The organism is Pseudoalteromonas sp. HF66 (genome assembly GCF_011806445.1).
Taxonomy (GTDB): Bacteria; Pseudomonadota; Gammaproteobacteria; order Enterobacterales; family Alteromonadaceae; genus Pseudoalteromonas; species Pseudoalteromonas apostichopi.
In genome coordinates this window covers 308,934-326,285 of record NZ_JAATOU010000002.1, presented here as the reverse complement: position 1 = coordinate 326,285, position 17,352 = coordinate 308,934, and the positions used below count along the sequence as shown (strand labels likewise).

At 39.8% G+C, this 17,352-nt stretch carries 16 protein-coding genes; 7 read left to right on the top strand and 9 right to left on the bottom strand.

The features are described from left to right. Positions 1 to 297 precede the first annotated feature (297 nt). The 7 genes from HCZ11_RS04325 to HCZ11_RS04295 all read right to left on the bottom strand — a co-directional run bounded on the left by HCZ11_RS04325 (position 298) and on the right by HCZ11_RS04295 (position 7,473). Complete coding sequence (locus HCZ11_RS04325) at positions 298 to 1,068, bottom strand: hypothetical protein (RefSeq protein WP_167657749.1); 771 nt, start codon at positions 1,066 to 1,068, stop codon at positions 298 to 300. A 569-nt stretch (positions 1,069 to 1,637) separates the two neighbouring features. Next, positions 1,638 to 2,081 carry a PA2169 family four-helix-bundle protein gene (locus tag HCZ11_RS04320; RefSeq protein WP_054554697.1) on the bottom strand — a complete coding sequence of 148 codons (444 nt, stop codon included), beginning with the start codon at positions 2,079 to 2,081 and terminating at the stop codon, positions 1,638 to 1,640. Between the two features lie 186 nt (positions 2,082 to 2,267). Beyond that, positions 2,268 to 3,206 carry a LysR family transcriptional regulator gene (locus HCZ11_RS04315; RefSeq protein ID WP_130051627.1) on the bottom strand — a complete coding sequence of 313 codons (939 nt, stop codon included), beginning with the start codon at positions 3,204 to 3,206 and terminating at the stop codon, positions 2,268 to 2,270. Between the two features lie 16 nt (positions 3,207 to 3,222). Next, entirely contained in the window at positions 3,223 to 4,947 is a 1,725-nt protein-coding gene (gene aceK, locus HCZ11_RS04310) for a bifunctional isocitrate dehydrogenase kinase/phosphatase (RefSeq protein ID WP_130051626.1), read from the bottom strand. A gap of 259 nt (positions 4,948 to 5,206) precedes the next feature. Beyond that, positions 5,207 to 5,686 (bottom strand): DUF4124 domain-containing protein, encoded by a 480-nt coding sequence (locus HCZ11_RS04305; protein WP_130051625.1) that lies wholly within the window; start codon positions 5,684 to 5,686, stop codon positions 5,207 to 5,209. A gap of 75 nt (positions 5,687 to 5,761) precedes the next feature. Continuing rightward, positions 5,762 to 7,255, bottom strand: coding sequence for a DUF3413 domain-containing protein (locus HCZ11_RS04300; RefSeq protein WP_130051624.1), 1,494 nt, complete (start codon positions 7,253 to 7,255; stop codon positions 5,762 to 5,764). Between the two features lie 5 nt (positions 7,256 to 7,260). Beyond that, entirely contained in the window at positions 7,261 to 7,473 is a 213-nt protein-coding gene (locus tag HCZ11_RS04295; protein ID WP_036967930.1) for a DUF1414 domain-containing protein, read from the bottom strand. 63 nt (positions 7,474 to 7,536) lie between these two features. On the opposite strand from HCZ11_RS04295, the gene yejK reads away from it, so the two are divergent. From yejK to HCZ11_RS04270, 5 genes are all read left to right on the top strand, one after another. After that, complete coding sequence (yejK, locus tag HCZ11_RS04290) at positions 7,537 to 8,553, top strand: nucleoid-associated protein YejK (RefSeq protein WP_130051623.1); 1,017 nt, start codon at positions 7,537 to 7,539, stop codon at positions 8,551 to 8,553. Positions 8,554 to 8,737: 184 nt separating this feature from the next. Further along, on the top strand, positions 8,738 to 9,187 hold the full coding sequence (locus tag HCZ11_RS04285; protein WP_167657748.1) for a DUF3291 domain-containing protein: 450 nt from the start codon (positions 8,738 to 8,740) through the stop codon (positions 9,185 to 9,187). Next, on the top strand, positions 9,188 to 9,709 hold the full coding sequence (locus HCZ11_RS04280) for a GNAT family N-acetyltransferase (protein WP_167657747.1): 522 nt from the start codon (positions 9,188 to 9,190) through the stop codon (positions 9,707 to 9,709). Between the two features lie 2 nt (positions 9,710 to 9,711). Then, entirely contained in the window at positions 9,712 to 10,077 is a 366-nt protein-coding gene (locus tag HCZ11_RS04275) for a cupin domain-containing protein (RefSeq protein ID WP_130051620.1), read from the top strand. 153 nt (positions 10,078 to 10,230) lie between these two features. Continuing rightward, complete coding sequence (locus tag HCZ11_RS04270; protein WP_167657746.1) at positions 10,231 to 11,115, top strand: PhzF family phenazine biosynthesis protein; 885 nt, start codon at positions 10,231 to 10,233, stop codon at positions 11,113 to 11,115. A gap of 205 nt (positions 11,116 to 11,320) precedes the next feature. Here the strand turns inward: HCZ11_RS04270 and rne are convergent, their stop codons facing one another. Beyond that, the gene (gene rne / locus HCZ11_RS04265; RefSeq protein WP_167657745.1) at positions 11,321 to 14,479 is read right to left on the bottom strand and encodes a ribonuclease E; all 3,159 of its coding nucleotides are present in this window, start codon (positions 14,477 to 14,479) and stop codon (positions 11,321 to 11,323) included. 619 nt (positions 14,480 to 15,098) lie between these two features. Between rne and rluC the strand changes: the two genes are divergently transcribed. Then, a complete protein-coding gene (rluC, locus tag HCZ11_RS04260; protein ID WP_130051617.1) occupies positions 15,099 to 16,067 on the top strand; it encodes a 23S rRNA pseudouridine(955/2504/2580) synthase RluC in 969 nt (322 codons plus the stop codon). After that, positions 16,054 to 16,746, top strand: coding sequence for an HAD family hydrolase (locus HCZ11_RS04255; protein WP_167657744.1), 693 nt, complete (start codon positions 16,054 to 16,056; stop codon positions 16,744 to 16,746). Before rluC ends, HCZ11_RS04255 begins: the two co-directional genes overlap by 14 nt. Here the strand turns inward: HCZ11_RS04255 and HCZ11_RS04250 are convergent. After that, complete coding sequence (locus HCZ11_RS04250) at positions 16,694 to 17,290, bottom strand: nucleoside triphosphate pyrophosphatase (RefSeq protein WP_130051615.1); 597 nt, start codon at positions 17,288 to 17,290, stop codon at positions 16,694 to 16,696. The two genes, HCZ11_RS04255 and HCZ11_RS04250, sit on opposite strands and share 53 nt — an antisense overlap. Positions 17,291 to 17,352: the final 62 nt, after the last annotated feature.

Below are 17,352 nucleotides of genomic sequence, written 5' to 3'. Positions count from 1 at the left end.
GCAAACGGTGTTGTAAGCCCATTAAGCAAAATTTTCTAGCTATTATTAAAGATGCGTTAACTTATCATTCAATGTGTTGGGCTTGGACCGTTTCTTGATTGCTCAAAGCAGCAGTTAGAGCATTTAACCTAACTTATTTTGGGGCAGTTATATTTATAACCCATCTATGGACAGAAATGAGTTAGAGCTGAAGGACGGCTCTGTATAAAAAAGAAAGGCATTGGTAATAACGCCGCGCTCTGCGGCAAATTTGGAGCGCAGCGGAAAATTTGTCCGACAGCAGCGCCTTGTTATAAATTAATCCCCACACTCTATAAATGCAATAGTTTCTTTGGCCCAAAGTTTTCTTTCAGAATCAACTCCATTCGTCTCCATTATTGTTGGAATGTGATATGGAGGGCCTGATTTTAGCTTTTCTCTTAAATCTTGAGTATTTTCTCTGGCGACAAGTGGACAGCCATACTTTGACAACCTTTCCTGCGCTTCTCGAAGAACTGTATATTCAGAGTTAGGAAAAAATGCTGGATTGTCTCTTATGGTTAGGTAGGTCGTGAAGCCAGCTGCACCAACAGCAAAGATCACTGCAAAAATCGAAAAAAGATAAGTAGATAGCAGTGATGGATATTTTTTATACAACCCAAGCTGAACCATGAGAGAACTAAGCTCTTGACCACCTATGATGATTTGCGGTTCATGGAACTCACTAAGCCTCTCTGATTCAGGAAAGAAGGACAACTTTAGCGACTCAGAAGGGTCTAACCTTGTAATAAGCAGCTCCATTTTATTTTCGTCATAAGTAAACTCAACTTCCCCATGACGTTTATTAGTTCTGACTACAGGGGCGTACTTCAAAGGCGATGTCAAATTGATCCGCACGTTTTCTAGAACACGTTTCGATAGATTCTCTATCCACAACTGAGAAATATAAAAACCATCCACTTTCGCCTTCTTTCTAAGCACTTGAGGTAAAAGATTTGGTGAAGGCTCTTCAAATTGAACATTTATTGGATCAGGAGCATCTTTAGCAACTGTATACAAAAAACTCAAGATAGAGAAAGGGTTCCACATCTAGACTAAACTTCCTTTTGATTTATAACAATTTTATAGTGCGCCCGTCGCGCATCTTTCTGCCGATGTTACGCGCAGGTATTAATTAATCTATTTTTAACAAATAACGTAATGCATTGCCAATTCTAATTTCTTATTGAAGCTAAAGAGATTCAGTAAAAAGAAAGTGCGCTCGTCGCTCATTTTCTTGAATATGGGAGTACGAAAACTGAACTGCATATTAAAACAGTCATTTGTATTGGTGATGACATAAAGTTATGTGAAATATCAGTTTTATGGAGTAGAGCCAATAGCATTAGATGAATAACACTGTACCTGATCTCTCAAAGACACCCTTAGAGTATTTGCGTTAACGCGAAATGGGGCATTAACGAGTCAAGCTTGATGGTCAGAAATTGGAACTTAACGGAACTTAGGAAAAGCTCGCACTTCGGATGGTGAATTAAGCTGTTGCTGTCTCTCAATAGATGTTTAAACCTATCAGCTAAACTCTCAGGTGAGATACACACCGCTTATCTATATCTAAACAGATAAAAGCCCAGCTTAACTGGGCTTTGCACTCTCACAATTTAATGCTTTTTCATTTTACTCATTTCAGCATGACAACTTTGAATTGTCAGCAGGGTTTTTGATAATGCGGCTTCACAGTCATGTGGTTGTGGTTTTTTAAGCGCGTGTTTGATTTCAGCTAGTGTTTTATCTTCAACTTCTTCAAGCTCGCTAACGTACGTGGCGTTTTTGTCTGCACCAAGTTTGGTGATTAAAGATGTATAGGCTTTACGTGCTTCTACAGCAAAGTCTGAGCCATTTTCACGCTCGCCATTTTCGTTAATGGCATAAGGTTGTAAGCGCTCAACACTTACTTTACGCGCATCTATCATGCGTTGAAATAAGGCAATAATACTTGGGTCGGTTACTTTTTCCTGTGCTTTTTCATAAAAATCGATACCGCTATTCATAACTTGAATGATATCTGCAATATGATGAACGTCTTGTCCTTGATGAGTATTCATAATGACCTCTTTTTGAATATTAAAAACAATGTAATTAGATACTTGCAAAGCATATTCCAGTTCATCACTTAAATATAAAGTTATTGTATTTCAAGTGGTTGTAGGTTTTTTATAGGAGGGGGATTGCTGATAAGTTAAGCTAACACGTTGCTTATCAGCAATAATTACAAATTCAGTGGTAAAATCTTACTTAAGCTCGTCGGCTACTTCTGCAACTTTTTGGCGTAACCAAATATGGCTTGCATCGCGGTGTAGCAGAGGGCTCCAAATCATATCTAGCTCAAATGGTGGAATAGGGAATGGCGGCTCTAGAATTGTAAGGCCCGGATCGTCTAAATAAATATTTGCCGCTTTAGATGGTAAAGTTGCTACTAAGTTTTGTTCTTTCGCTAAGTGAATGGCAACGTGGTAGTTACGAGTAAAGGTGGCAATATTTCGGTGTTTACCAAAGTGAGCGAGCGCTTCATCTACCCAACCTAGCTTTTGAACATCTTTAGGGTCCATCCCAACACCTACACCAAAGCCTGTTTTACTTACCCAGATATGACGGGCTTTTAAATAGCTGTCGAGGCTGAAGTCTTTGATAATTGGGTTATCTGCTTTTACTAAGCAACAAAAGCTGTCTTTCCAAATTTGTTTATAGTGAAACGATTGCGGTAAGTTTTCGAAACGGTTAATAGCCATATCCACTTTACCGTTTTCAACATCGTGGAAGGTTACATCACTTGGAGTCAAAATATCGAGTGTGGTATCGGGCGCTTCTTCGTGTAATTTACTCAATAAGCGTGGTGCTAGGGTACTTGCTGCATAGTCACTGGCCATGATACGAAAAACACGCTTACTTTGTGATGCTTCAAATTCGCGGTTTGGTGCAAGTGTTTCTTCAAGAGTCATTAAAATGCCGCGGATCACCGGCTGTAATTCTTTTGCACGCTCAGTTGGTACCATACCTTCACTGGTACGCACTAAAATAGGGTCGTTAAATAAATTACGGAGTCTTTTTAGGCCATTACTCATGGCAGGTTGGGTAATGCTCAGCTGGTTAGCAGCTTTAGTTACATTACACTCCCTTAGTAAGGTATCTAGGTAAACAAGTAAGTTTAAATCTATTTTACTTATATTCATTGTGTGTCCTTGGTGTTTACCAATAATGGATAAATCGTTGTGCAGCAGGGTATGGATAAATATGGCTAACTACACCTTGCTTATAATTGTATTGTGCTTGTCGCCAATAGGCTGGATCTTCAAGCTCAGGGTGTGTACTTAATAAATATTGCTTATACACTGGGTTTGCTGTCACAAAGGTACATAATTGCTCTGGAAACACATCTTGTGGTGCCACAGAGTAACTCTGCTCATTGGTTAAGTAATCATCGTACGACTTTGCTTTTGGTAAGGCGCGAAAGTTCATGTCTGTTAGGTACTGAACTTCATCATAGTCGTAAAAAATAATGCGATTATGTTTACTAACCCCAAAGTTTTTCAACAGCATGTCGCCTGGGAAAATATTTACGGCGATCATTTCTTTTAAAGCTTGACCATATTCTTCTATTGCTTCAAACGCTTGTTGTTCACTGGCATTTTCAAGATACAGGTTTAACGGTGTCATCCGTCTTTCAATATACAAATGCTTGATGATTAACCATTCGCCTTCAATAATCATCGAAGAACCAATGGTTTTATGTAACTCTTCAAGTAATTTACTATCAAATCGGGCTAGTGGAAATACGACGTTCGAATACTCTATTGTGTCGGCCATTCGGCCAACACGGTCATGGCTTTTTACTAATTGATAGCGTTTTAATACGGTATCGCGGCCAAAGGGTTTGCTTTCTCCAAAGGTGTCTTTAATGACTTTAAACACATAACCAAACGACGGCAGAGTAAATACCATCATCACCATCCCGGGTGTACCAGGGGCAATAACGAGCTGATCGTTTGAATGCTCTAAATGACTTAAAAACTCTCGGTAAAACTCGGTCTTACCTTGTTTATGAAAACCTATTGCATTGTAAAGCTCTGCCAGAGTTTTGTTCGGCATAAGCTGATTTAAAAAGCGTACTAACGCAGATGGCGCATGGGTTTCAACCATAAAATAAGCACGCGCAAAACCAAAAATAACCCGCATTTGCGATGATTTGGTGAGTAGGGCATCGAGGTATAGACCTTTGTCTTCATGATGCAACACCGCAATAATAAATGGCTGTACGCCACTTTCTGATACCACACGGCCAACAATATAAGCAGCTTTGTTTCGGTAAAACGGGGCTTGCAGTATATCAAAGCGCATTTGCCATGCTTGGTGATGTGTGTCGGGCGCTTGCTTATAAAATGCCTTTACCAGCAATCGGATATCGCGTTCTAAATCGACAAAGGGCGCTTTAAAATCAAACTGATTAATAATTTTGCGTATCGTGGGTCTTAGGCCATCAACAACAGGGTGGTAACTTCGGTACTCTACTTCCATCGGTAATGCTGGAGCATCCGCTAAAGTTGCTTTAACAAAGATAAAGTCATTATTAAAATAGCGGCGATGAAATAAGCGGCAAAACACCGAGTTGTAAAAGGTTTCGGCGAGTTCTGCTTGAGGGTGAAAGCGCAAAAATTGTTGATAGAGTTGTTTAGTTTCAAGCCAGCAGGTTTGGTTTAAGGTAATAATTTGCTGTTCATTAAGCGATTTGAGCTTAGCAATGGTTTCGTTAACCCGATCATCGTAATGGCTAATTCTGAGTTTGCTTATCTCATTTATTTTTTGCCAATCGCGGTTTGCAAACGCGAGTGGCGCTTTGGCAGTGATCGCTTGAAAGAGTTTATAGTGATTGCGAAACCCAGATAAAATTAACTCTGCAATGTGTTGTGGCTGCATATAAACTCCTTCTAACAATCATACTAACCCGCAATAATACTTAATCATTTTGAAGGATTAAAGTTGTCGCTAACTGCGTTAAAAATCTCAAATTTAGAACAACTAAATAACGACATTTTTGCCTTGTTATCAACAAGGTTTTATTGCATCAGAATAGTTCACTTAATTAAGCGTGTTGGTCTTATACCAACATAGAGCAATAACTCTATAGGTGTTAAGAATATGTTATTTATTCTTTAAACCCAATAGTAAAGTGTATTTAATTATAGCGAGCTAGTTTTTTCTCAAGTTTTGCGAGTTTTTTATTAACACTTTTCACGTCACGCCCATATTGCTTGTTAATTGCTTTCAGTTGTTTTTTGATGTCTTTACTAATCTGCTTAGCTTCTTTATCAGACAAAATACGATTTAGGCGTTGTTCTTGTTGATACTGAGCTCTATCTCGGTTGCGGCTTAAAATATCTAAACGGTACTTATAACTGCGAATTTCAGCCTCAATATTCCTGATAATTTGCTGGCGTTCGAGCTCATTAAGCTCTTTAACAAAGTTTTTCGGAGCTTGTAAGTCTGGGTCGGTTACTTGGATCTTATGTTTTATTGCGCGGCTACCGCAGGGAAATTCACTAAATATTGTGCCTCTGTCTGTAACACATTTATAGTATTCAGTGGTGGCAGCCATTGAGTTGTATGAAAAACACAGTAGGGCTATTGATATAAGGTAAATGATTATGGCTTTCATGACATCCGTGTCTCCTAATCAAATAAGGTGTCTAATATCTAAAGCTAGTTCATATTATTGATTTATCAATAAGTTCTAAGGCGTATATCGCTTCAGTTTTTTAATACTTTGCACTAAGAATGGAATATCTAATCCTTGTTCAATTGCAAAGCCTTGTGCTGCTGAAATATTTTTAAAATTACCATCAGAATCAATCAGGGTGATTCGGTCTTTTTTAAATGCGATAAATACATTTTGCGAGTAGTTTACGCCAGTGTCATCATGGCGTTTATATAGGTTACTACCTAACATGGTTTGTTTAGCTAATGTTTTGCAGCCAAGATAGTGACCAACGCTGGTGGCGATAATATCGCTTGGTTGAATAAGCCCATCGGTTTGTACAACTTTTTTATCTGAGCTGTATAGACGTGAGGCTGTGACAATGCCATTGCTTTCTTTAGCAAGGCTAAAAGCAAATACGGCATTGGCAGATTCGCGAGTTTGTGTTGCAGCATCTGCACGTACTAAACGTACCGCAGGGTTTTGATCGTCGTTATTAATAAATTCGAATTGTTCAAAACCATTAATTTGAATTGAGCGATTATCAGTAAGCCACACAGGTAGTTGCTGCTTGTCTAGAATAGGTGCTTTGTAAAATGCTGGCAGGCCATACACTAAACTAAATAAAGTATCTTCGGCTTCAACAGGCTGTAAGAACAAATCGGTTTTACGCAGTGCCGGCTCAGTGGCAACATATTTCTCAAGTTCAGTATTGTTTTCAAATACTAAAATATCGATAGTAGCACTCGACTCAGCCTTACACTCGGCAAGTGGGGCCGGTGCTAAGTAATTAATATTATGTGGGTCTAGCCTAACATCGTGAGCTTCTTTATAGCTTTCGATATCAAGTAAATCATTTTTTGCTAATAAGCTTTTTGCTGTTGTTGGGTATGACAATGGCAATACATTATCTTGCTTAGTAATATCAAATTTTAAGTTAGCGTCAGCCCAAATATGAATACTGTGGCTTAATGCAAAGCACACTAAGATAGTGCTGGTTGCATAGCGCGGGAATTTATATTGCTTTAAACGCGCCAAATGGTGCCAAGTATAGTTACTGACTAATAATTGAAACGCTAAAATTAGCAGAACAATACCGCCCGCAAGAATCGTTGTTAATGCGGGTGAGCTTGTTAAACGGTGCCACAATAAAGAAACTATCTCTGGTAGGGCAGAAGTATTGAGGTGATAACCCAAGTTGAAATACACATAGGCATCAAGCGTTAAGAATGATGCCCCAAGTGTTGCGATAATTGCTGCCATCCCTCTAATATGCCGAGGGTATGGAAACACTAAGCTTAATGGAAATATCGTTAAAACAAAGGCAATAAAAGTAATAAAGCTCGTGTGACTTAACCAAGTCACGAGCATGTAAACATAGCCTATAAAAGTGGTTGGTGCACTGTCTGCGACTAAGTAGCTTAAGCTAATAAATAGCACTAAACCTATGTTAGCAAAAGTGAACCAATGGCCCCAACTTAAAAGCTGACTTACTTTTGAAGAAAACTGACTTTGTTGCGATAAATTCATAAATCTTATTTAACCGACTGTGCTAATGCTTTGGCAAAGTTGTCGGCAACAGCTTGTCTTTTCTCTGATGGTACATGCTCTTTTAAAATATGCGTGATAGAATTTCCTAAACACATAAGGCTTAAATCAACAGGCGCTTTGTGCTCTGTTAGTACATCAATCAGCTGATCAACGATTTGTTCTACTTGCTCATTAGAATATTTTGATATGATAGGCATCAGTTGGTTCGATAAAAAGAGTTATATTCCCGTATTTTAACACCAGAGGCGTGAAAAACAAAGATGACAATAGATGTTAAAAAATTAGTCGTTCATTATGTAGACAAAAAAGATGACGATACAGATATTCATTTACGCAATGATGAGATGGTTGTTAACGATAAAGTAGCCGTTTTTATTGAGCAGCTACACCATGCATATAATGGTAAGCCAGGTAAAGGCTACTGTGCATTCAGCGGCGAGAAAAACAGCATTGTTGCTTCAGCAATGCAAAGTTACCGTAACAATGAACTAGGCTTTTGGCACATGACAGAGCAAGCAACGAATGTGCTTAAAGAAGAGTTAAATAAGTATGCTTTTAACGAAACGGGTTATTTAGTTTTTTGCCATTATCAATATGTGGCAAGTGACTTCTTGTTAATTGCTATGATCAATATTAAAGAGCATTATTCAATTACTTCTGAGCTTGATCTAGCATCATCACGCCACTTAGATATTTCGCGTATGCAACTAGCTGCACGTGTAGATTTAACTGCGTGGGATACACAACCAGAGGATAACCGCTATGTGTCGTTTATTAAAGGGCGTGCGGGTCGTAAAGTTGCTGACTTCTTTTTAGACTTTTTAGGCTGCGAAGAGGGCATTGATCCTAAACAGCAAAGCCAAGTCATGTTAAATGCTGTAGAAGATTACTTATCTGAGCAACAATACGATAAGTCAGAGAAAGACGAGCTACGCAAGCAAGTATTTGATTACTGTAATGATTGCGTGACAACAGGTGAAGATGCCAACGTTAAAGAACTTTCTGCAACCTTATCGAAAAATGAAGACAGTCCATTTGACAGCTTTTGCCAAGAGCAAAGTTACGACTTAGAAGAGTCTTTCCCTGTTGATAAGAAAACAGTCACTAGTATGGTGAAGTTCTCAGGCATGGGCGGTGGTGTCAGCGTGAGCTTTGAACGTAAACACTTAGGTGAGCGTGTAATGTACAACGAGGCTACGGATACACTTGTGATCAAAGGTATTCCACCTAACCTTAAAGACCAGCTACAGCGTTTTATGGAGCAGGAAGAGAGTTAATTTGACTCAACTTTAATATGAAGATAGATAACACTTTTTAGCCCAGCACTAGCTGGGCTTTTTATTTATGAACAAAAACATTAGATAAGTTAGGTTTGATTTTCAATAACTTTGTTATTGATATATAGCTTAATTTTAATACACTAAAGGTACAAACTTCCCTATGGCTATGGAGAGTCATAAGATGAAACTTGCTCAGCTAAATATAGCTCTTGCCAAATACCCATTGGATGCGCCAGAAATAAAAGATTTTGTAGACAATCTCGATTTAATAAATGGCGTTGCTGAAAACAGTGCTGGATTTGTATGGCGATTAAAAGACGAATCAGGTGATGCTACCAATATTAAGTTATTTGATGATCCGAATATGATTATCAATATGTCTGTGTGGGAAAGCGTTCAAGATCTTAAAAATTTTATGTTTCGCACTCATCACAGAGATTTCATGCGTAGAAAAGCTGAATGGTTTCATCGCTTAGCTGAAGATAGTTATGTTTTATGGTGGATTGAAGATAAGCATATTCCAACCCCTCAAGAAGCATTAGAGAAGTTGCAATATCTTCGTAAAAACGGTGACACACCTTATGCTTTTACATTTAAAAGTAATTTTACAGCTGAAGATTTAAGAGATTAAATGAATCTTTCATTTAATACACCGAGACTAAACGTTATTGAATTAAACTCGAATGACACTAAGTCAGAGAGAACTACTTTAGTTAACGCTTTACCTGCGATATTAACACCTGCTGTAGTTACAAACTTACCTAGTTATTTTCAGGGGGTAGATTCTATAGCTGCAGCTGAAAAGTGGCTGGCTAACATGCTTAACGAATGCCGCCTATTAATGCTGCAATCTCAACATCAAGAAGTTATTGGGCTTTTATTTGTATATACCGAAAAGCATGATGCTCATATCGGTTATTTGTTAGCTGAGCAGTATTGGGGGCAGGGTCTTGCACTTGAGTTATTGCAGGGCTTTATAAACCTCGCTTGTACTCATTCATACTGGCGTAAGCTTATTGCTGGTGTTGATGAGTTAAATACACCATCGATTAAGCTTTTAAAAAAATTGGCTTTTGAAGAACAAGCTTCAAAGGAAAATGGAATGTTATTTTATGAATTTGACTTACACAAAGATCGTTTCGGAGATGAATAAATATGACTTACAAACCAGTTAATTTTAAAGACAAGTTTTCTAAATTCACAGAGCATTGGTCGCCAAGGGTCATTGCTGAAATGAATGACTATCAATTTAAACTCGCTAAAGTTGAAGGTGAATTTGTTTGGCATGATCACCCTGATACTGATGAAGTATTCATTGTTATTGAAGGCATGCTTGAAATTGAGTTTAGGGATGGCGTTGTGACTTTAGAAGCTGGTGAACTATTTGTAATTCCTAAGGGCGTTGAACATAAACCAAAGGCAGACACAGAATGTAAAATAATGCTTGTTGAACCTAAAGGGGTTGTAAATACAGGTAATGCAGGTGGGCAGTTGACCGCGGTTAATGATGTATGGGTGTAACGTCAGCTTAGGTGTTAGATTTAGAATCGTAAGAATTATATTCCTTGTATAAAACAGCCAATTTAGATCTCAACTTTTATAGCACTACAAACATATCGATATATTATGGCGCAAGTGCAATACCTAGTTTTTAACTTAAGTATGGAAAAAATAATGACAATAACTGCATTTTTAGTTAACTCATTTACAGCAGAGGGAGCAGGTGGTAACCCTGCAGGCGTGGTATTAAATGCTGACAATCTTTCAGATACAGAAAAATTGAAGATTGCAAAAGAAGTTGGCTTTTCAGAAACGGCTTTTGTAGAGCAAGATCATGAAGTTGACTTTGCTGTATCATTTTTTACTACAACCGAAGAAGTTGATTTTTGTGGACACGCAACACTTGCAGTGTTTGCTACCTTATATGACCAAGGTATTTTAAACGCAGGTAATTACACTCAGCGAACAAAAGCGGGTTTGTTAGGTGTAACAATTGCCGAAGACGGGCAAATTACCATGGAGCAAGCCTTGCCAAATTATCTTGGCAACTTAGCTTATGGTGACTTTGTAAACTTACTAGGGCTTTGTGAAACAACATTCGCAGAAACAGGCTTGCCAATAGATGTAATAACTACAGGTTTACCGGATATTATTATCGCTGTGCCCAATGGCTACTTAGATAAAATCAATATCGATGAAGTTGCGCTTAGCGAGTTCTGCCAACAGCATAATGTAATTGGTGTTCATGCCTTTGAATTATGTGAAGAGCAAAGTGAGCTGACCGCAAGTTGCCGTAACTTTGCGCCTTTGGTTGGTATACCCGAAGAGTCAGCAACCGGTAGCGCCAGTGGTGCGCTTGCATGCTACTTATCAAAGCATGTATTTGTACAGCAAGAAAATCATTTTAAGTTTGAACAAGGCCGAGCAATGGGGTGCAGTTCACACATTTCAGCCAGTGTTTATTCGAACGAGCAGGGTGTTTATAAGGTTCTTGTGGGCGGCTATGCAACTCACCTAGGTACACAAGATATTGTTATACCAGTCAGCAATAATACTTAATCATTTTGAGGGATTAAACCTGTCGCTACCTGCGTTAAAAATTTCTGATTTAGAGCAACTAAATAACGAAATTTTTGCCTTGCTATCAACGAGGTTTCCTTGCCTCAAAATAGATCACTTAACTAAGCGAATTGGTATTATTTAAAAACATTACACACAAAAAAGCCGCGTTAAAAAACGCGGCTTTTTTAGTTAAGCGACTAAATTAATCAGCCGCTAAGGTTTTTGCCATATCAGCACTGGCTCTGCCAGCAGGTTTAATTGAACCTGCACGAAGGCCGCTATCTGGAATAGCTACACGTTTGTCATGCGCCATAGCCGCTGGCGTTGGCTCTGGCTCACTGTCAGTTACAGGCGCAGGTTTTGCCATTGCAGCGCTTGCTGAACCTTTTACTAAAACTGTTTTCTCATTTTTAGCAGGTGCTTCAGCTTTTACTGGTTCTTCAGCTTGTACTGGCTCTTCAGCTTGTACTGGCTCTTCAGCTTGTACTGGCTCTTGAGCTTGTACTGGTTCTTCAGCTTGTACTGGTTCTTCAGCTTGTACTGGCTCTTCAGCTTGTACTGGCTCTTCAGCTTGTACTGGCTCTTCAGCTTTTACTGGTTCTTCAGCTTGTACTGGTTCTTCAGCTTGTGCTGGTTCTTCAGCTTGTACTGGCTCTTCAGCTTGTACTGGTTCTTCAGCTTGTACTGGTTCTTCAGCTTGTACTGGTTCTTCAGCTTGTACTGGTTCTTCAGCTTTTACTGGTTCTTCAGCTTTTACTGGTTCTTCAGCTTTTGCTGGTTCTTCAGCTTTTACTGGTTCTTCAGCTTTTACTGGTTCTTCAGCTTTTACTGGTTCTTCAGCTTTTACTGGCTCTCCAGCTTGAGCTTGTTTAGCTTTTAGCTCAGCTTCATATTCAGCAGCAGCTTGATCAGCAACCGGAATGAATGCAGGAGCATCAGTTTTGTCATCACTCGACTTCTCGTCTTGCTCAGGGCGACGACGACGTTGACCAGCAGCACGTAAGTGACGTGGTGAACGACGAGAACGAGTGCGAGGTTGCGCTTGCTCTTCGTCTGTTGATGCTTCAACAGATTCAATTTGCTCTGTTTGTTTAGGTTCAGCTTCTGTTTTAACTGGTTTAGCTTGAACTTTCTTTTCAGAAACTGATTGTTCTGCTTGTTCAGTCTCAACAGCTACTGTTTCTTTTGCAGGCTTAGCTGGCTTTTCAGCTTTTGCCGCTTGCTCAACTGTTTCAGTTGTTTTTACTGTATTCGCATCATCTGCATTTTCATCTTGTACGCGAACTTTCTTGCGTAAGTTACGACGTTGACGACGAACCTTAGGTTTAGTTTCCTTCGGTTGCTCAGCTTGCGTTTCTTGTGCAGTATCTTTTGTCGTTTGCTCTACATCATCATTACGTTTTTCATTACGTTTTCTGTTGTTAGAATTACGACGACGTTTGTTGCGATTCTCGTTACCTTCTTTTTGCTCAGGCTTATTAGAAGTGTTTGTGTTTTCTTCTTTAGCTTGTGCATCATCAGGACGCTTATTGCGCGAATTACGACGACGTTGATTGTTGCTACGGCGACGGTTGTCGTTGTTGCGACGATTATTGCTACGTCTTTGTGCTGCCTTTTTCTCTTCTTGCTCTTTTTCAGCTTCCTCTTCGGCATTACTGAATAATGATTTGAAGAATTTACCAATTGCAGCAAATAAACCACCTTCAGACTTTTTAGCCGCAGGAGTGGCTTGTTCAACTTTAGGCGCAGCTTGAGGAGCAGGTGTTGTAGGCATTACTACACCTTTTAGAACCGGCTCTTCACGAACTGGTGCTGAAGGCGCTTTAGCCATTTCAAATGCTTCTGGCTCAGGAGCAACAACTTGCTCGTAGCTTACTGTTTCGATTGTTTCGTCTTTACGTAAGCGAACTACTTCGTAATGAGGTGTTTCCATGTGTTGATTAGGAATGATCACAACATCAACGTTATGGCGCTTTTCGATGCGCTGAACACTACGACGTTTTTCGTTTAATAGGTAAGCGGCAACAGCAACAGGCACTTGTGCATTTACTTGAGATGTGTTGTCTTTGATTGCTTCTTCTTCGATTAAACGAAGGATAGACAATGCAATTGACTCGTTAGAACGAATCGTACCTTGACCATTACAACGAGGACATGGGCCTTGGCTTGCTTCACCTAATGAAGGGCGCAGACGTTGACGCGACATTTCAAGCAGGCCAAAGCGCGAGATCTTACCAATCTGTACACGGGCACGGTCAGGGCGAGCAGCGTCTTTTAAACGGTTTTCAACTTCACGTTGATGGCGTGGTGGTGTCATATCGATAAAGTCGATAACAATAAGGCCACCTAAGTCACGTAAACGTAATTGACGGGCAATTTCGTCTGCGGCTTCTAAGTTGGTATTAAGTGCTGTTTCTTCAATATCACCGCCTTTAGTGGCTTTTGATGAGTTGATATCGATAGACGTTAGCGCTTCAGTTGGGTCGATTACAATTGAACCACCTGATGGTAAGCGAACTTCACGTTGGAAAGCAGACTCAATTTGGCTTTCAATTTGGTAGTGAGTGAATAGTGGTACATCGCCCTGATAAAGCTTAACACGACTCATGAAATCTGGACGGAAACGCTCAATATGCGCTTTCGCTTCTTCAAATACACGTGCTTTATCAATTAAAATTTCACCAATATCACGACGTAAATAGTCACGGATTGCGCGGAAAATTACGTTACTTTCTTGGTGAATTAGGAACGGAGCAGGGCCGCTATCAGCTGCTTGCTGAATTGCTTGCCAATGCACTAATAGTGCTTTTAAGTCGTAATCAAGTTCTTCAAATGATTTACCAACACCAGCAGTACGAACAATTAAGCCCATGCCTTTAGGTAACTCTAAACGGCTTAGTGCTTCTTTAAGTTCAGTACGCTCATCACCTTCAATACGGCGGGAAATACCACCCGCACGAGGGTTGTTAGGCATAAGTACTAAATAGCTACCTGCAACACTGATAAAAGTAGTTAACGCTGCGCCTTTTTGGCCACGTTCTTCTTTATCAACTTGCACGATTACTTCTTGGCCTTCTTTGATCACGTCACGGATATTTGGACGACCTTGGAATGTATAGCCTTGTGGGAAGTAGGTGCGAGCTATTTCTTTAAGAGGAAGGAAACCGTGTCTTTCAGCACCATAATCAACAAAGGCTGCTTCTAGTGACGGTTCGATACGGGTAATTTTACCCTTGTAAATATTTGCTTTTTTTTGTTCGTGACCTGGGCTCTCTATGTCTAAATCATACAGGCGCTGGCCATCAACCAGTGCAACGCGCATTTCTTCTTGCTGCGTCGCATTGATTAGCATACGTTTCATATTGTTACTCTACTAATTCTGTCGCTGACATGACGATATAAACTCGTCTGTTCAGTGGTTTCTGACGGTTGTTTTTGTGCAGTCTCACGACTGGTTAAAGTCAAAACCTGAGGTTGTTTGCTTACATTGAGCATCACTAAGTGTGGCTGACAATAACATGTTGTCACGTTATTAAATTCTTTTTGGTGTCAAAACTGCCGCCAATTCTGCGGTTTTAATTTACGAGTTCTGTCCCGAAGTCGACCATGTTCAAATTTTTATTCAATGTCTTGCTACAACAGCTGTATCTGAATGACGTTGCTACGTCGTCACTATCAGTCAATTTATCTTGTTCAATTGCTTTTTATGTTCATTAATCAACATTCGTGCTCAAATTATTCAGGCAATATATTACGCGCATCGCCGATAATTGAACGCTCGTGTTGGCTGGGTAATTATAAAAGCTTTGGAAAACTTAGCGCGGATCTGTATGATCGGCAACCCAGAATATGCTTCACGAATGTATTAATGTGATAAAAGCACCGTTGTTACTTGCAAACTTTATGTTCGCGACGGTGATTATCCCACTATTACCGTCGCGTTAGCAACTAAATTATTTACTTAAATCAGTGATTAGGCAATGTCAGAAAAAACCGGCTTACAAGTTTCGTTTGTTACCATAGGTGAAGACCATCTCGGTCAACGTATTGATAACTTTCTTATTACTCACCTAAAAGGTGTGCCTAAAAGTGCAGTTTATAAAATCCTTCGTAAGGGCGAAGTGCGAGTAAATAAAAAACGCATAAAACCTGTCTACAAACTACAACTAAATGATGTAGTTCGTATTCCACCTATTAAAGTGGCTGAAAAAGAAGAGTTTGTGCCAAAAAAACTCGATAAGGTAAAACAGCTTGAAGACGCCATTTTGTTTGAAGACAAGTATTTAATGGTGATCAACAAGCCTTCGGGCATGGCTGTGCATGGCGGCAGTGGCTTAAGTTATGGATTAATTGAAGCACTTCGTGTACTTCGTCCTGAGGAGCGTAGCTTAGAGCTTGTTCACCGTTTAGACCGTGACACATCAGGTTGCTTGCTAATATCAAAGCGTCGTTCTGTGTTGACTGATTTGCATAAGCAGTTACGTGAAAAAACCATGGAAAAGAACTATTGGGCGTTAGTCGATGGCCAATGGGACTCTAAAACAAAAAATGTTACCGAAGGACTTCGTAAAAACACGTTGAAGTCAGGTGAGCGTGTTGTACGCGTTGATAATACTGAAGGTAAACCATCACATACACGTTTTCGTGTGCTTGAGCGATATGCTGAGTGCTCACTAGTGCAAGCGTCGCCGGTAACAGGGCGTACTCACCAAATTCGTGTGCATACACAATGTAAAGGTCACCCGATTGCTTGTGATGATAAATACGGCGTTGCAGAGTTTGATCAATACGTGAACAAGCTAACTGGTTTAAATCGTTTGTTTTTACATGCTCATGATTTACGTTTTATGCATCCTAAAAACGAAACAACCATGCATGTTGAGGCACCATTAGACAATGCACTTAAAAACTGCATTAAAAAGCTACGTGCAGATAATGAACAAGTTTAAGCTGGTTATTTTCGATTGGGACGGCACAGTGATGGACTCTGTGCCAAAAATCGTTACTTGTTTGCAAAATACAGCAAGACAGCTCGGTATTGCTGTACCAACAGTTCAGCAAGCAAAAGATGTGATTGGTTTGTCGCTAGCAAAGGCTACTGAGGCGCTTTTTCCTGCCCATTTACATTTAAACGATGAACTAGTTGCAGCTTACAAAGCGCAGTATCGTGAATTAGATGTCACACCCACGCCTTTATTTGCTGATGTAGAAACTGTACTAAAACAGCTAAGCGACGCAGGTATGCAATTGGCAGTGGCTACCGGTAAAGGTCGTGAAGGCATCGATAGACTACTTAACGAGTCAGGCCTTGGTAAGTACTTTGCCACTGTAAAATGCTCAGATGATGCTAAGTCTAAGCCATCACCGGATATGCTTGAGCAAATTTTACAAGAGCAGGGCATAGCTAAACGTGATGCTGTGATGGTTGGCGATAGCCAACTCGATATGGCAATGGCTAATGCCGCAGGTATTGCTTGTATTGGTGTGAGTTTTGGTGCTCATAGCCCGGCGCAGTTACAACAACACACGCCGTTATGTGTTGTCGATTCATATCAACAGCTATTGCAAGTTTTAACTACTTCCCTTGAAGCATCAATATATCAACACCAAACTCAGCCAGCACTTTAGTTAATGTGATCAGTGGCAGACCTATCAATGTATTAGGGTCATCGCCACTGAGCTTTTCAAATAAACAGATGCCTAACCCTTCACTTTTAAAGCTGCCTGCGCAGTTGTATGGCTGCTCTGCATCGCAATAAGCATTGATCTGCTCAAGTGTGAGTGTTTTAAATGTCACATCAAATGGCACCACAGTGGTAATTGCTTTATCGCTTTGTATGTCATATACACTTAAACCCGTTAAAAAGGTCACTGTGTGGCCACTGAACGATGATAGCTGCTTAACGGCATTCTCTTTAGTATGAGGTTTACCTAAAATTGTATCGTTGAATACCGCAACTTGATCAGAGCCGATCACCAAACCTTCACTAAAATGTTGTTTGGCAACTCGGGCTTTTTGCTCGCTTAAACGTGCAACTAATTGTTCTGGCGTTTCAGCTGCAATAGGGGATTCATCTATATCTGGTGAAAAACTTTGAAAAGGTAAGTTAAACTTAGTTAATAATTGCTGTCTAAAAGGTGAGCTGGACGCTAATATAAGTGTTGGTTTCATAATAAATTCTGGATAAAAATTGTATTTTGCCAAGGATAAGCCACAATGAATCCGAAAACAAA

What these genes read in the sequence shown, in the direction of transcription:
- aceK (WP_130051626.1), bottom strand. Translation starts at nt 4,947, where the DNA reads ATGCAGCCACAACACATTGCAGAGTTAATTTTATCTGGGTTTCGCAAT.
- HCZ11_RS04295 (WP_036967930.1), bottom strand. Translation starts at nt 7,473, where the DNA reads ATGCCTATCATATCAAAATATTCTAATGAGCAAGTAGAACAAATCGTT.
- HCZ11_RS04325 (WP_167657749.1), bottom strand. Translation starts at nt 1,068, where the DNA reads ATGTGGAACCCTTTCTCTATCTTGAGTTTTTTGTATACAGTTGCTAAA.
- HCZ11_RS04270 (WP_167657746.1), top strand. Translation starts at nt 10,231, where the DNA reads ATGACAATAACTGCATTTTTAGTTAACTCATTTACAGCAGAGGGAGCA.
- HCZ11_RS04275 (WP_130051620.1), top strand. Translation starts at nt 9,712, where the DNA reads ATGACTTACAAACCAGTTAATTTTAAAGACAAGTTTTCTAAATTCACA.
- HCZ11_RS04300 (WP_130051624.1), bottom strand. Translation starts at nt 7,255, where the DNA reads ATGAATTTATCGCAACAAAGTCAGTTTTCTTCAAAAGTAAGTCAGCTT.
- HCZ11_RS04320 (WP_054554697.1), bottom strand. Translation starts at nt 2,081, where the DNA reads ATGAATACTCATCAAGGACAAGACGTTCATCATATTGCAGATATCATT.
- rne (WP_167657745.1), bottom strand. Translation starts at nt 14,479, where the DNA reads ATGAAACGTATGCTAATCAATGCGACGCAGCAAGAAGAAATGCGCGTT.
- HCZ11_RS04250 (WP_130051615.1), bottom strand. Translation starts at nt 17,290, where the DNA reads ATGAAACCAACACTTATATTAGCGTCCAGCTCACCTTTTAGACAGCAA.
- yejK (WP_130051623.1), top strand. Translation starts at nt 7,537, where the DNA reads ATGACAATAGATGTTAAAAAATTAGTCGTTCATTATGTAGACAAAAAA.
- HCZ11_RS04315 (WP_130051627.1), bottom strand. Translation starts at nt 3,206, where the DNA reads ATGAATATAAGTAAAATAGATTTAAACTTACTTGTTTACCTAGATACC.
- HCZ11_RS04255 (WP_167657744.1), top strand. Translation starts at nt 16,054, where the DNA reads ATGAACAAGTTTAAGCTGGTTATTTTCGATTGGGACGGCACAGTGATG.
- HCZ11_RS04285 (WP_167657748.1), top strand. Translation starts at nt 8,738, where the DNA reads ATGAAACTTGCTCAGCTAAATATAGCTCTTGCCAAATACCCATTGGAT.
- HCZ11_RS04280 (WP_167657747.1), top strand. Translation starts at nt 9,188, where the DNA reads ATGAATCTTTCATTTAATACACCGAGACTAAACGTTATTGAATTAAAC.
- rluC (WP_130051617.1), top strand. Translation starts at nt 15,099, where the DNA reads ATGTCAGAAAAAACCGGCTTACAAGTTTCGTTTGTTACCATAGGTGAA.
- HCZ11_RS04305 (WP_130051625.1), bottom strand. Translation starts at nt 5,686, where the DNA reads ATGAAAGCCATAATCATTTACCTTATATCAATAGCCCTACTGTGTTTT.